The organism is Actinospica acidithermotolerans (assembly GCF_018139625.1).
Classification (GTDB): domain Bacteria; phylum Actinomycetota; class Actinomycetes; order Streptomycetales; family Catenulisporaceae; genus Actinospica; species Actinospica acidithermotolerans.
This window is the reverse complement of the sequence record NZ_JAGSOH010000002.1, coordinates 136,960-150,169: the sequence shown is the minus strand read 5'-3', so window position 1 is coordinate 150,169 and position 13,210 is coordinate 136,960. Positions and strand designations below refer to the sequence as shown.

Here is a 13,210-nt window from a genome sequence, read left to right as displayed (position 1 = left end):
CCCGTCTTTTCCGGGAATGCAGAATTCCCGGACGCACTCAAGAGCGCGTCCGGGAATTCTTTTTGAAACGGCTAACCTCAGCCGAGGTTGAGAACCTGGCCCGGGTAGATCAGGTTCGGGTTCGAGCCGATGGTCGACTCGTTGTTGGTGTACAGCGTGTGCCAGTCGGAGACGCCCTCCTTGGCGGCGATGCTCGAGAGCGTGTCGCCGGACTGGACGGTGTAGCTGCCGCTCGACGAGCTGGTGCTCGTGGAGGACGAGGAGTTGTCCGAGCTCGTGGAGGACGAGCTGTTGTTCGAGCTCGACGAGGAGCTGGAGCTGTTGTCCGAGGAGGACGAGCTCGAGCTGGTGTCGGAGGACGAGGACGAGGAGCTGCTCGAGGAGGTGTCCGAGGAGGACGAGCCCGAGCCGGAGGTGTTGGTGCCGCTGTAGCTGGTCGAGCTGCCGGCGTTGGCGCCGCAGACGGGCCAGGCGCCGATGCCCTGGCCGGCGAGAATGTTCTCGGCGACGGCGATCTGGTCGGCCTCGGAGGCCTGGTTCGGGTACGCGGCGTACTGGTCGCCGCCGTAGGCGTCCCAGGTGGACTTGGTGATCTGCAGACCGCCGTAGAAGCCGTTGCCGGTGTCGATCGACCAGTTGCCGCTCGACTCGCAGTTCGCGATGGCGCTCCAGTTCACCGACGAGGCGGAGGCGGTCCCGGCCATGGCGACCGGAACGGCGATGGCGGCACCGGCGATGGCGGCGGTGGCGATGGCGCGGCGGGTGAACTTGGAGGTCAGGGCGTGCTTGGGCATGCTGAAGTCTTTTCCTCTCCCACGCCTGCGAAGTGAGCTGTCGGATTCGGGCCGGAAAGTAGCCCTACCCCGGAAGACCACGGTCCCCAGAAGGATTCACCCCTAGCCGCGGGACGGGGGATAATCCCGTCACCGGGCGGAAGTTGGTTCCTCCGCTCCAGCCCCACTGGGTTTGGTTGCCGTGATCGAAGGGCTGGATTAGGCGTTCGCGATCACGGTGCCCGGATTGCCAGGCGTCTTCGACGGTAAACAGACCTTCAGCTCGATTTCAAATTAAAGCGTACGTGGGCAGGATCACATCAACTGCCAGTGATAAGGATATGACGCTCGGTATACATTTCATCATCATTTATCACCGAGAGTGTAACCGTAATGGCCGAAAAGTAGTGTGACTCTTTCCCTGTGTCCGGAGCGTGGTCGCGCGCTCACGGGGTCGGCGCCGGCGAGCGTGAGCCCCGCGTGAACGGGACCGCACGAGGCCGCACGAGACCCCCGGACGAGTCCTGGTGCCAGAACCCGGATCCGCACCTACTGTGGACTGGTAACCGCACGGATCCCCGGATTTCCCTCTCTCGAGGAGCGTGGTCACGATGGCCGCCGTCGCCGCTCCGGCCCACCCGACGCCGCATGCCGCAGCCCCCTTCTACGGCCCGGATTTCGCCGCCCTGGTCCGCACGGATCCTCAGGTGGCCGGAATCGTCCTGGACGAGCTGGAACGCCAGCGCGCAAGCCTGCAGCTGATCGCCAGCGAGAACCCGACCTCCCCGGCGGTGCTCGCCGCGCTCGGCTCCGTCCTGTCCAACAAGTACGCCGAGGGCTACCCAGGCCGCCGCTACTACGGGGGCTGCGCCGAGGTGGACCGGGCCGAGCGGCTCGCCGTGGACCGCGCCAAGGAGCTGTTCGGCGCCGAGCACGCCAACGTCCAGCCGCACTCCGGCGCCTCGGCCAACCTCGCGGTCTACGCGGCGCTGCTGCACCCCGGCGATCGCGTGCTGGCGATGGCGCTGCCGCACGGCGGCCACCTGACGCACGGCTCGCCCGGCAACTTCTCCGGCACCTGGTTCCAGGCCATCGGCTACCCGGTGCGCGAGGACAACGAGCTGATCGACTACGACCGCATGCGCGAGCTCGCTCGGGCGCACCGGCCGCGGCTGATCATCTGCGGGGCCACCGCGTACCCGCGGCTGATCGACTTCGCCGCCTTCCGGCAGATCGCCGACGAGGTGGGCGCCTACCTCCTGGTGGACGCGGCGCACATCGCCGGCCTCGTGGCCGGCGGAGCGGTGCCCTCCCCGGTGCCGTACGCCGACGTGGTGACCATCGCGACGCACAAGACGCTGCGCGGCCCGCGCGGCGGCGCGATCCTGTGCAGGGCCGCGCTGGCCGACGCGATCGACCGCGCGGTGTTCCCGTTCGCCCAGGGCGGCCCGCTGATGCACGCGGTCGCGGCCAAGGCGGTGGCCTTCGGCGAGGCGGCCACGCCCGAGTTCGCCGCGTACAGCCAGCAGGTCGTGGCCAACTGCCGGGCGCTGACGGCGGCGCTCGCCGAGGAGGGCATGCGCCCGGTCAGCGGGGGCACCGACACCCACCTGGCCCTGCTCGACATCCGCGGCATCCACATTGCCGCCGGACGCGGCGTCAGCGGCCGCGAGGCCGAGCAGCGCTGCGAGCGGGCGGGCATCATCCTCAACCGCAACGCCATCCCGTACGACACCGCCAAGCCGATGCTCTCCTCGGGCATCCGGGTCGGCACCGCCGCCGTCACGACGCAGGGCATGCGCGAGCCGGAGATGAAGGTCGTCGGGAACCTCGTCGCCCGGGCGGTGCGCAACCCCGAGCCCGCGATCGCCGACGAGGTCGCCGAGCTGGTCTCACGCTTCCCTCTGTACGGCTGACGAGCACTCGCGCAACGCCGGCTGACCCGCCTGGCCCAACGCCGGAAACCGGGCCGGGCGGGTGAGCGTCTGTCTGCGAGGGTGCGCCGATACGGCTACCCTGAAGCTCCACTCCAGTAGACAGTCGAGGGCCGTCGGAAGGTGGCGATCAAGCCGCGATGCGCGAGTACCTGGCCGTCCTGATGATCGCGTGGGTCGTGACCTACCTCGCGACCGGGCCGGTGCGCGACGCCGCATTCCGGTTCGGCGCGTGGACCCCGCCGCGGGACCGGGACGTGCACACCACCCCGACGCCCCGGCTCGGCGGGGTGGGCATGTACCTCGGCTTCCTGGCCGCCATGCTCGCGGCCTCGAAGCTGCCGATGATGCAGATCCGCTTCTTCCAGTCCTCCCAGGCGGTCCCGGCGCTGCTGATCGGCTGCACGATGCTGATCGTGATCGGCATCGTGGACGACCGCTGGGGCGTGGACGCGCTGATCAAGCTCGCCGGGCAGACGCTCGCGGCCTCGATCATGGTGCTGATGGGCGTTCAGCTGACCTGGATCTCCATCCCGGGCGTGGGCATCATCAGCCTCGAGCCCAACCTCGCGGTCACCCTCTCGGTGTTCCTGATCGTCGGCATGATCAACGCGGTGAACTTCGTCGACGGCCTCGACGGCCTCGCCGCCGGCATGGTGGCGATCGCGGCCAGCTGCTACTTCGTCTACGCCTACCGGCTGCAGCACGGCTACGACATCAGCTCGATCGTCCCGGCCGCCACGGTCTCGGTGATCCTGATCGGGATGTGCGTGGGCTTCCTGTGCCACAACTGGTCTCCGGCGCGCATCTTCATGGGCGACTCCGGCTCGATGATGATCGGGATGCTGCTGGCGGTCATCACGATCTTCGCCTTCGGCCTGATCGACCCGGACCAGCTCAAGTTCGTCGCCGGATCCCAGAGCACCGCCACCTATAAGGCGGTCCCCGCCTTCCTGCCGCTGGTGCTGCCGTTCTGCGCGGTGGCCCTGCCGGTCGCCGACACGGTGATGGCCGTGGTCCGGCGGACCAGGGCCGGGCGCTCGCCGTTCTCCGCGGACGCCGAGCACATGCACCACCGGCTGCTGCAGATCGGCCACTCCAAGCGCCGCGCGGTGCTGATCATGTACTTCTGGTCGGCGCTGATCTCGTTCACGGTCGTGATGTTCTCGGTCTCCTCGCAGTCCCGGCCGATCGTGCTCGGCGCGATGGGCTTCGCCGCCCTCGGCCTGATCGGCCTGCTGCTGCCGCGGGTGCGCAGGCACCTCGACGACCGGGCCGGCCGGGTGCGCCCGGAGAAGGCGCGCGGCCGGCACGCCGCGGCCGGGGAAACGGCGGCGGAACGCCAGTTGGCGCACACCGGATCAGGACTCGAAAACACTCGGCAGCCCCGCTCCTGACCAGGTCGTACGGTGGAGTGATCCATACCACGTGCCCCCGTGCGAGACGGGTAGCGGCACTTGTGATAGGTTTCACGAGCAGAAGAGGAAACCCGATCGGAGCAGTCGTACGACCCGTGCGCCCCGGTTGCGGACCTTGAGAGTTCGAAGATCCACAAGTGAGTCAAGCCGAATCCCCGGCAGCCACACGATGACCGCCCCGGAGACCGACATGCAGGCCGAAGACGTCCGCGCGCTACGGCAGTCCGCCGTGCCCACGGCAGCCGTCGGCCTTGTCTGCGTCGGCGTGGGGGCCCTGGTCGCCGGCGGCAAGGGAGCGCTCGGAGCCGTGCTCGCGCTCGCCGTGGTGACCGTCTTCTTCATGATCTCGGTGTACGTCGTCGGCCGCGCCGCCAAGGTGAGCCCGCAGGCGATGATGATCGCCGCGCTGGGCAGCTACATGGTCAAGATCATCGCGCTGGCCGCCATCCTCAACGCCTTCCAGGGGACCACCCTGTTCAACGGGCAGGTGTTCGGCTTCTCCGCCGTCGCCCTGATCCTGACCTGGAGCGCCACCCAGGTGCGCACGATGGTCAAGAGCAAGGTCCTCTACGTGGAGCCGCGGCCATGAGTGCCCGCTCCCGCCATGCCGTAGCCCGCACGAGCCACCGCGCCCGTCCGGGACACCAGCTGCGCCGCCGCCGTGGCGCGCAGCTGTGCCGTGAGCACGCCGGAGCACGAATCGGTGCGGGTGATGAGCCCGACGACCCGAACCCCCGAAGGGTCGGCCGACCGTGACGACGAGACCCGCATCGGGCTGAGTCCTGTGGACCCGCACGAGACGGACGAGTCGAAGGACGAGCGCGAGCGCCGCGAGGCCCGGGCGATGGAATCCATGATGTGGACCGTCGTCGGGCACATGGCCGCCTCGCTGCTGGTCTACGGAGGCGTCGGCTACCTGCTAGGCCGTTGGCTCGGCCACCCGATCCTGCTGCTGTTCGGCGTGCTCTTCGGCATGGTCGTATCGCTGGCGTACACGATCTGGGTGGCCAACCGGGCCGGCGGCGGCAAGCAGCGCTGAGCCCAGGCCTCGCCGTGCCCGAGACCCCCATGCGTACCCGCCCCCGCGGCGGATGAAGAATACCCAGCAGAACCCAAGCGTCAGCCACCACGGATGGTGACCCCCATGCGCAAGGCCGAAGGAGTGAACCGGTGAGTACGATCGCGAGCACCGTGCTGCTCGCAAGCAGCGATTGTTCCGCGACCAACTCTCACGCGGGAACGAACTGCGGCTTCGAGGCCCCGTCCGTGACGGACTTCAACCTCAAGGCCATCTTCCACATCGGGAGCATCGGCTTCTACAAGCCGGAACTGCTCGCCCTGATCAGCGCCGGCCTGGTGGTCTGGTTCTTCTGGGCCGCGTTCAGCAAGCCGAAGCTGGTGCCGCGCGGCATCCAGAACCTGGGCGAGATGGGCTACCTGTTCATCCGCGACCAGATCGCCCGGCCGATGATCGGCAAGACCGGCGACAGGTTCGTGCCGTTCCTGCTGGGCCTGTTCTTCTTCATCTGGGTGATGAACCTGATGGAGATCATCCCGGTCGCGCAGGTCCCGGTGACCGCGTTCATCGCGTTCCCGGCCTCGCTGATGCTGATGGTCTACATCACCTACTGGTACCAGGCCATCAAGAACCAGGGCTTCTTCGGCTTCCTGAAGAACGTGGTGCCCACGGGCGTGCCGTGGCCGGTGCTGATCATCCTGGTGCCGGTGGAGTGGCTGCGGGTGCTGGTGATCCAGCCCTTCACCCTGATGGTCCGGCTGTTCGCGAACATGTTCGCCGGCCACCTGCTGCTCGCCACCTTCACCATCGCCACCTGGTACCTCGCCAGCGCCACCTTCAGCCTCATCTTCGCCGCCGGCTCCGCCGTCATGGTGGTCGTGCTGACCGCGTTCGAGATGCTGATCCAGGCGCTGCAGGCCTACATCTTCACGATGCTCACCGCCCAGTACGTGGGCGAGGGCGTCCAGGCCGCCCACTAAGAGCGGCCGACCGAACCACCCGAACCCCTAGCCCAACCGGTAGGTCCGTCTGCCGGTTCGACCAGAAGGAATCCACGAAAAATGTCTGCTATTGCCAACCAGGTCGTCGAGGCCGCCGGCGTCTCCGGCTCGCTGGGTGCGGTCGCCTACGGCCTCGCCGCCATCGGCCCGGGCGTCGGCATCGGCCTGATCTTCGGTCACGGCGTCGAGGCCATGGCCCGCCAGCCCGAGGCCGCCGGCATGATCCGCACCAACATGTACATCGGCTTCGCGCTGACCGAGGCGCTGGCGCTGCTCGGCATCGTCATGCCGTTCGTGTTCGGCAAGTAGTCCTCGCAACCGACGAGTCGACGACGAGTCGAAGTAAGGAGGCACCACCGTGGCACACGTCACGATCCTGGCCGACAGCTCGGTGAACCTCGGCAACCCGATCCTGCCCGAATGGCCCGAGCTCATCATCGGCGTCATCGCGTTCGCCATCGTGTTCTACTTCCTGTACACGAAGCTGCTGCCGAACATCCGCAAGACGCTGGACGAGCGCACCGAGGCGATCGAAGGCGGCCTGCAGCAGGCGGAGGCCGCGCAGGCCGAGGCCGCGCAGGTCAAGGCCGACGCCCAGGCGCAGCTCGCCGAGCTGCGGCACTCCACCGCGGACATCCGGGCCAAGGCGCAGGCCGACGGCGCGGCGCTCGTGGAGGCGGCGCGCACCGAGGCCAACGCGCAGAAGGAGGCCATCATCGCCTCCGCCCACACCCAGCTCGAGGCCGACCGGAACAGCGCGGTCAACGTGCTCAAGGCCGATCTCGGCAAGCTGGCGACCGAACTCGCCGACAAGATCGTCGGAGAGCGCGCGCAGGACGCCGCGCTGCAGGAGCGGATCGTCGACCGCTTCCTGGACGAGCTCGACGCCAAGCTGGGCGCTTCGCAGAAGGTGGGCTGAGAGATGCGTGGCGCATCCCGCGAGTCCCTCAAAGCGGCGCGCGAGTCGCTGGCTGCCCTGACTGCGGTCCCGACGACCGACGTCACCGCGCTCTCGGACGACCTGGCCGCGATCGCGGCGCTGCTGGACGGCGAGGTGTCGCTGCGCCGGCTGCTCACCGACCCGGCGCGGTCCGGCGAGCAGCGCTCGCAGCTCGCGGCCGGGCTGCTGCGCGGCAAGGTCGGCGAGAACGCGGTCGAGCTGGTCGCGGGCGTGGTCCGCAGCCGCTGGTCGCAGCCCCGCGACCTGGCCGACGCGCTGGACGAGCTTTCGGTGGAGGCCGAGCTGGCCCTCGCCGAGCGGGCGGGAGCCCTCGACGCGGTCGAGGACGACCTGTTCCGCTTCGGCCGGATCCTGGCCGCCGAGCCCGAGCTCGCCCAGGGCCTGAGCCAGCGGATCCCGCTGCGCCAGCGTTCCGGGCTGGTCGACTCGCTGCTCGCCGGCAAGGCCAACCCGTCCGCGGTGCGGCTGATCCAGCGCGTCGTGGCCAACCCGCGCACCGGCTCGGTGCTGGACGGCGTCGAGCGCCTCAGCGCGATCGCCGCTTCGCACCGGGAGCGGATCACCGCGCTGGTGACGGCGGTCGTCCCGCTGACCGAGGCGCAGCGCGAGCGGCTCACGGCCATCCTCGCGCGCGGCTACGGCAAGCAGATCCGGCTGAACGTCGAGCTCGACCCGGCGCTGATCGGCGGCATGACCATCCGCATCGGCGACGACATCATCGACGGCTCGCTCGCGACCAAGCTGGCCGAGGCGGCCCGCGGCTTCGCGGCCTGACGCGGTTTCACGTTTTAGACATCGAGCAGTACCCCACGACAAGTTCGCGGGCGACGGCGAAGTACCGCAGGCGTCCGAGAAGACTTAGGAGACAGGAACACTGATGGCGGAGCTTACGATCCGTCCGGAGGAGATCCGGGACGCGCTGGAGCGCTTCGTCGCCTCGTACGAGCCTTCGGCCGCCAACGTAGACGAGGTCGGCACGGTCATCGAGATCGGTGACGGCATCGCGAAGGTCGAGGGCCTTCCCTCGGCGATGACCAACGAGCTGCTGAAGTTCGAGGACGGCACCCTCGGCATCGCGCTCAACCTCGACGTGCGCGAGATCGGCGTCGTGGTCATGGGCGACTACAGCAAGATCGAGGAGGGCCAGACGGTCCGCCGCACCGGCGAGATCCTCTCGACCCCGATCGGCGACAACTTCCTCGGCCGCGTGGTCGACCCGCTCGGCGCCCCGATCGACGGCCTCGGCCCGATCGAGGCCGAGGGCCGCCGCATCCTCGAGCTGCAGGCGCCCGGCGTCATGCAGCGGCAGTCGGTGCACGAGCCGCTGCAGACCGGCATCAAGGCCATCGACTCGATGACCCCGATCGGCCGCGGCCAGCGCCAGCTGATCATCGGCGACCGGCAGACCGGCAAGACCGCGGTCTGCATCGACACCATCCTGAACCAGAAGGCCAACTGGGAGTCGGGCGACCCGAAGAAGCAGGTCCGCTGCATCTACGTCGCCGTCGGCCAGAAGGGCTCGACGATCGCCGCGGTCCGCCAGGCGCTCGAGGACAACGGCGCGCTGGAGTACACCACCATCGTCGCCGCCCCGGCCTCCGACCCGGCCGGCTTCAAGTACCTCGCCCCGTACACCGGCTCGGCCATCGGCCAGCACTGGATGTACGCCGGCAAGCACGTGCTGATCATCTTCGACGACCTGTCCAAGCAGGCCGAGGCCTACCGCGCCATGTCCCTGCTGCTGCGCCGCCCGCCGGGCCGCGAGGCCTACCCGGGCGACGTCTTCTACCTGCACTCCCGTCTGCTCGAGCGCTGCGCGAAGCTCTCGGACGACATGGGCGCGGGCTCGATGACCGGCCTGCCGATCGTGGAGACGAAGGCGAACGACATCTCCGCGTTCATCCCGACCAACGTCATCTCGATCACCGACGGCCAGTGCTTCCTGGAGACGGACCTGTTCCTCTCCGGCGTGCGCCCCGCGGTCAACGTCGGTACCTCCGTCTCCCGGGTCGGCGGTTCGGCGCAGATCAAGGCGATGAAGACGGTCTCCGGCTCGCTCCGCGTCGACCTGGCCCAGTTCCGCGACCTCGAGGCCTTCGCCGCGTTCGCCTCGGACCTGGACGACGCCTCGAAGGCGCAGCTGGCCCGCGGTCAGCGCATGGTCGAGCTGCTCAAGCAGGGCCAGTACTCGCCGTACCCGGTCGAGGACCAGGTCGTCTCGATCTGGGCCGGCACCTCCGGCGAGCTCGACGAGGTCCCGGTCGAGGACGTGCGCCGCTTCGAGGCCGAGTTCCTGGCCTGGCTCAAGAGCTCCAAGTCGGAGATCCTGACCTCGATCGCCACCAGCCAGAAGGTCGGCGACGACACGGTCGAGCTGCTCAAGGGCGCGATCGACGAGTTCAAGAACAGCTTCGAGAAGGCCGACGGCCAGCTGCTGCGCGGCGACGTCGCGGTGGCCCCGCTGAACCGGGACCAGGTCGGCCAGGAGACGATCACCCGGCACGCGAAGGGCTGACCTTCATGTCTCGAGAGATCCTGAGTATGCGAAAGGAGGGCTGAGGCAGTGGGAGCCCAACTCCGTGTCTACCGGCGGCGCATCGCGTCCGTCTCCGCCACGAAGAAGATCACCCGTGCGCAGGAGCTGATCGCGACCGCGCGCATCGTCAAGGCGCAGCAGCGCGTCGCCGCCTCGACCCCGTACGCCCGGGAGATCACCCGGGCCGTGTCGGCGGTCGCCTCGCACTCCAACGCCAAGCACCCGCTGGTCGGTGAGCGGCCCCGGCTGCTGCGCGCGGCGATCGTGCTGATCACCGCGGACCGCGGCTTCGCCGGCGCCTACAACAGCGCCGCGATCAAGCAGGGCGAGCAGCTCGCCGCCCTGCTGCGGGACGAGGGCAAGGAAGTCGTCCGGTACGTCGTCGGCCGCAAGGGCGCGTCGTACTACAACTTCCGGGGTATCGAACTCGCAGGGACGTGGTCCGGCTTCTCGGACAACCCGCAGTACGGTGACGCCGCGGAGATCGCGGACGCCGTCATCGCCGACTTCGAGAAGGGCGGCGAGGACGGCGGCGTCGACGAACTGCACGTCGTGTCCACCGAGTTCGTCTCGATGCTGACGCAGAACGCGCAGGCGGCGCGGTTCCTGCCGCTGGAGATCGAGGAGTCGACCGAGCCCCCGGCGGGCGGCGTCTTCCCGCTCTACGAGTTCGAGCCGTCCCCGGCCGCGGTGCTCGACGCGCTGCTGCCGACCTACATCAAGGCGCGGCTGTACAACGCCCTGTTGCAGTCGGCGGCCTCGGAGCACGCGGCGCGCAGGCGCGCGATGAAGTCGGCGACGGACAACGCCTCCGACCTGATCAAGCAGCTCACCCGTTTGGCGAACTCGGCCCGCCAGGCCGAGATCACCCAGGAAATCAGCGAGATCGTCGGTGGCGCGAACGCCCTCGCCGACGCGAACGCAGGGAGTGAATAGAACCCATGACGACCACGACCACGACCGGCGTCGGCCGCGTTTCGCGGATCATCGGTCCCGTTGTCGACGTGGAGTTCCCCGTCGACGCGATGCCGGAGATCTTCAACGCTCTGACGATCGACTACGACTTCATGGGCGAGGCCCGTACCCTCACCCTCGAGGTCGCCCAGCACATCGGCGACAACATGATCCGCGCGATCGCGATGAAGCCGACCGACGGCCTCGTGCGCGGCTCCGAGGTGACCGACAGCGGCGCGCCGATCTCGGTGCCCGTCGGCGACATCACCAAGGGCCACGTCTTCGACGTGACCGGCAACGTGCTCAACCTCAAGGAGGGCGAGCGCTTCGAGGTGACCGAGCGCTGGCCGATCCACCGCAAGGCGCCGAGCTTCGACAAGCTCGACTCGAAGACCGAGATGTTCACCACGGGCATCAAGGTCATCGACCTGCTGACGCCGTACGTCTCCGGCGGGAAGATCGGCCTGTTCGGCGGCGCCGGCGTCGGCAAGACCGTGCTGATCCAGGAGCTCATCTACCGCGTCGCCGAGAACTTCGGCGGTGTCTCGGTGTTCGCCGGCGTCGGCGAGCGCACCCGTGAGGGCAACGACCTGATCGCGGAGATGACCGAGACCGGCGTCATCGAGAAGACCGCGCTGGTCTACGGCCAGATGGACGAGCCCCCGGGCACCCGTCTGCGGGTCGCGTTGTCCGCGCTGACCATGGCGGAGTACTTCCGCGATGTGCAGAACCAGGACGTGCTGCTGTTCATCGACAACATCTTCCGCTTCACCCAGGCCGGCTCCGAGGTCTCCACGCTGCTGGGCCGCATGCCCTCCGCGGTGGGCTACCAGCCGACCCTGGCGGACGAGATGGGCGAGCTGCAGGAGCGGATCACCTCGACCCGTGGTCACTCGATCACCTCGGTCCAGGCGATCTACGTCCCCGCGGACGACATCACCGACCCGGCGCCGCACACCACCTTCGCGCACCTCGACGCGACCACGGTGCTCTCCCGGCCGATCACCCAGAAGGGCATCTACCCCGCGGTGGACCCCCTGGACTCGACCTCGCGCATCCTGGACCCGCGCTACATCGCGAAGGACCACTACGAGTGCGCGACCCGGGTCAAGGCGATCCTGCAGAAGTACAAGGACCTGCAGGACATCATCGCGATCCTGGGTATCGACGAGCTCTCCGAAGAGGACAAGCTCACGGTGCAGCGCGCCCGCCGCATCGAGCGCTTCCTGTCGCAGAACACCTTCGTGGCGAAGGTCTTCACCGGCCTCGACGGTTCGTTCGTGCCGCTGGACGAGACCATCGCGGCCTTCACCGCGATCGCCGACGGCAAGTACGACCACGTGCCGGAGCAGGCGTTCTTCATGTGCGGCGGCCTCGAGGACCTCGAGCGCAAGTACAAGGAACTGACCAAGTAGTCCTCGGTTCCGCGTCCGTCCGGGCGCTTCCGCCACGGTCCTCGAGACCGTGGCCGGGGGCGCCCGGCGGTTCGGATAGACTCGCAATACTAGTACCCAAGGGAGCCGCACCATGGCTGAACTCGACGTGGCGCTGGTCGCGGCCGACCGCGAGGTCTGGTCGGGCCGGGCGTCGCTGGTGATCGCGAAGACCGCGGACGGCGACGTCGGCGTCATGCCCGGGCACCAGCCGATCCTCTCGCTGCTCAAGCCCTCGGTGATCACCATCAAGACCGTCGTGGACGGGGCCGCGGGGGAGACCCTGAAGGCCGCGCTGCACGGCGGGTTCATCTCGGTGGCCGACAACCGGGTCTCGCTGCTCGGCGAGCAGGCCGAGCTGACCACGGAGATCGACGCGAGCCGCGCCCAGGAGGCGCTGACCCGGGCCCGGGCCGGCGAGTTCGGCGCGGACTCCGAGGCCGCCGCCGCCCGAGCCGAGCTGCGGCTGCGCGCCGTCGGCCGCGGCGAATAGTCGGCGGAGGCGGGCGTTGGCCGGAGCGGGCGTGGCGGGTTGGCGATGCTGACCGACCTCCTCGAGATTCTGGCCGTGCTGTGCCTGATCGTCCTGTGCGCGATAGGCGCACTGTTCCTGCGCCGGGTGATGATCCGGCGCAGGGGCGGCACTTTCGACTGCAGCCTGCGTCTGACCCCCGGTCTGCCGGGGGCGACGCGGGCTGCGGCGCACATAGCGGGCTCCGTCCAGCCCGGCGAGCCCGAGCCGGTGCGCGGCACCGGCACCCCCTTCACCGCCGCCGCCGTACGCGACGGCCGCGGCTGGTCCTACGGGATCGCCCAGTACGGCGCCGACCGCGTCGACTGGTACCGCATCTTCTCCTACGCCTTCCGCCCCGCTGCCGTGCTGACCCGCCGCGACCTCGAGGTCATCGGCCGCCGCGCCCCCGAGGGCACCGAGGAGCTCGCGCTCTTCCCGGGCTGGACGATCCTCGACTGCCGCTTCGGCGCCGGCTACGCCGAGCTGGCCCTGTCCGAGGACGCGCTCACCGGATTTCTCTCCTGGCTCGAGGCGGCGCCGCCCGGGCAGGATGTCTCCCGGGTCTCCTGAGCCGGGTTTCCGGGGTCGGGGTCAAGTCCCGGTTGACGTTCGGCCCTGCCTTCGGCGCTTCGCATCGCGCCTAAGCTCGGGCCGACCGCCGACCGCCG

At 69.0% G+C, this 13,210-nt stretch carries 14 protein-coding genes and 1 riboswitch; of the genes, 13 read left to right on the top strand and 1 reads right to left on the bottom strand.

Annotated elements, in window-relative coordinates; genetic code table 11:
• Positions 1 to 77: 77 nt before the first annotated feature.
• The gene (locus tag KDK95_RS36630) at positions 78 to 794 is read right to left on the bottom strand and encodes a LysM peptidoglycan-binding domain-containing protein (protein ID WP_282971177.1); all 717 of its coding nucleotides are present in this window, start codon (positions 792 to 794) and stop codon (positions 78 to 80) included.
• A gap of 7 nt (positions 795 to 801) precedes the next feature.
• A riboswitch (cyclic di-AMP (ydaO/yuaA leader) is annotated at positions 802 to 1,009 on the bottom strand.
• A gap of 375 nt (positions 1,010 to 1,384) precedes the next feature.
• Between KDK95_RS36630 and glyA the strand changes: the two genes are divergently transcribed.
• The 13 genes from glyA (at position 1,385) to KDK95_RS01460 (ending at position 13,112) form a co-directional block, all read left to right on the top strand.
• Positions 1,385 to 2,689: a serine hydroxymethyltransferase gene (gene glyA / locus KDK95_RS01520; RefSeq protein ID WP_212516121.1), complete on the top strand. Its 1,305-nt coding sequence runs from the start codon at positions 1,385 to 1,387 to the stop codon at positions 2,687 to 2,689.
• 158 nt (positions 2,690 to 2,847) lie between these two features.
• Complete coding sequence (locus tag KDK95_RS01515; RefSeq protein WP_212516120.1) at positions 2,848 to 4,104, top strand: MraY family glycosyltransferase; 1,257 nt, start codon at positions 2,848 to 2,850, stop codon at positions 4,102 to 4,104.
• Positions 4,105 to 4,294: 190 nt separating this feature from the next.
• Entirely contained in the window at positions 4,295 to 4,714 is a 420-nt protein-coding gene (locus tag KDK95_RS01510; protein WP_212516119.1) for a Cg1360 family ATP-synthase-associated protein, read from the top strand.
• A 90-nt stretch (positions 4,715 to 4,804) separates the two neighbouring features.
• Positions 4,805 to 5,164 carry an AtpZ/AtpI family protein gene (locus KDK95_RS01505; RefSeq protein WP_212516118.1) on the top strand — a complete coding sequence of 120 codons (360 nt, stop codon included), beginning with the start codon at positions 4,805 to 4,807 and terminating at the stop codon, positions 5,162 to 5,164.
• A 131-nt stretch (positions 5,165 to 5,295) separates the two neighbouring features.
• Entirely contained in the window at positions 5,296 to 6,123 is an 828-nt protein-coding gene (gene atpB / locus KDK95_RS01500; RefSeq protein WP_212516117.1) for a F0F1 ATP synthase subunit A, read from the top strand.
• Between the two features lie 81 nt (positions 6,124 to 6,204).
• Positions 6,205 to 6,453 carry an ATP synthase F0 subunit C gene (gene atpE, locus KDK95_RS01495; RefSeq protein ID WP_212516116.1) on the top strand — a complete coding sequence of 83 codons (249 nt, stop codon included), beginning with the start codon at positions 6,205 to 6,207 and terminating at the stop codon, positions 6,451 to 6,453.
• 49 nt (positions 6,454 to 6,502) lie between these two features.
• Positions 6,503 to 7,063, top strand: coding sequence for a F0F1 ATP synthase subunit B (locus KDK95_RS01490; protein WP_212516115.1), 561 nt, complete (start codon positions 6,503 to 6,505; stop codon positions 7,061 to 7,063).
• Between the two features lie 3 nt (positions 7,064 to 7,066).
• On the top strand, positions 7,067 to 7,879 hold the full coding sequence (locus KDK95_RS01485; RefSeq protein ID WP_212516114.1) for a F0F1 ATP synthase subunit delta: 813 nt from the start codon (positions 7,067 to 7,069) through the stop codon (positions 7,877 to 7,879).
• Positions 7,880 to 7,982: 103 nt separating this feature from the next.
• The gene (gene atpA, locus KDK95_RS01480) at positions 7,983 to 9,620 is read left to right on the top strand and encodes a F0F1 ATP synthase subunit alpha (RefSeq protein ID WP_212516113.1); all 1,638 of its coding nucleotides are present in this window, start codon (positions 7,983 to 7,985) and stop codon (positions 9,618 to 9,620) included.
• Positions 9,621 to 9,668: 48 nt separating this feature from the next.
• Positions 9,669 to 10,577 (top strand): F0F1 ATP synthase subunit gamma, encoded by a 909-nt coding sequence (locus KDK95_RS01475; RefSeq protein WP_212516112.1) that lies wholly within the window; start codon positions 9,669 to 9,671, stop codon positions 10,575 to 10,577.
• A 5-nt stretch (positions 10,578 to 10,582) separates the two neighbouring features.
• A complete protein-coding gene (atpD, locus tag KDK95_RS01470) occupies positions 10,583 to 12,010 on the top strand; it encodes a F0F1 ATP synthase subunit beta (protein WP_212516111.1) in 1,428 nt (475 codons plus the stop codon).
• Between the two features lie 112 nt (positions 12,011 to 12,122).
• Complete coding sequence (locus KDK95_RS01465) at positions 12,123 to 12,521, top strand: F0F1 ATP synthase subunit epsilon (RefSeq protein ID WP_212516110.1); 399 nt, start codon at positions 12,123 to 12,125, stop codon at positions 12,519 to 12,521.
• Positions 12,522 to 12,566: 45 nt separating this feature from the next.
• The gene (locus KDK95_RS01460) at positions 12,567 to 13,112 is read left to right on the top strand and encodes a DUF2550 domain-containing protein (RefSeq protein ID WP_212516109.1); all 546 of its coding nucleotides are present in this window, start codon (positions 12,567 to 12,569) and stop codon (positions 13,110 to 13,112) included.
• Positions 13,113 to 13,210: the final 98 nt, after the last annotated feature.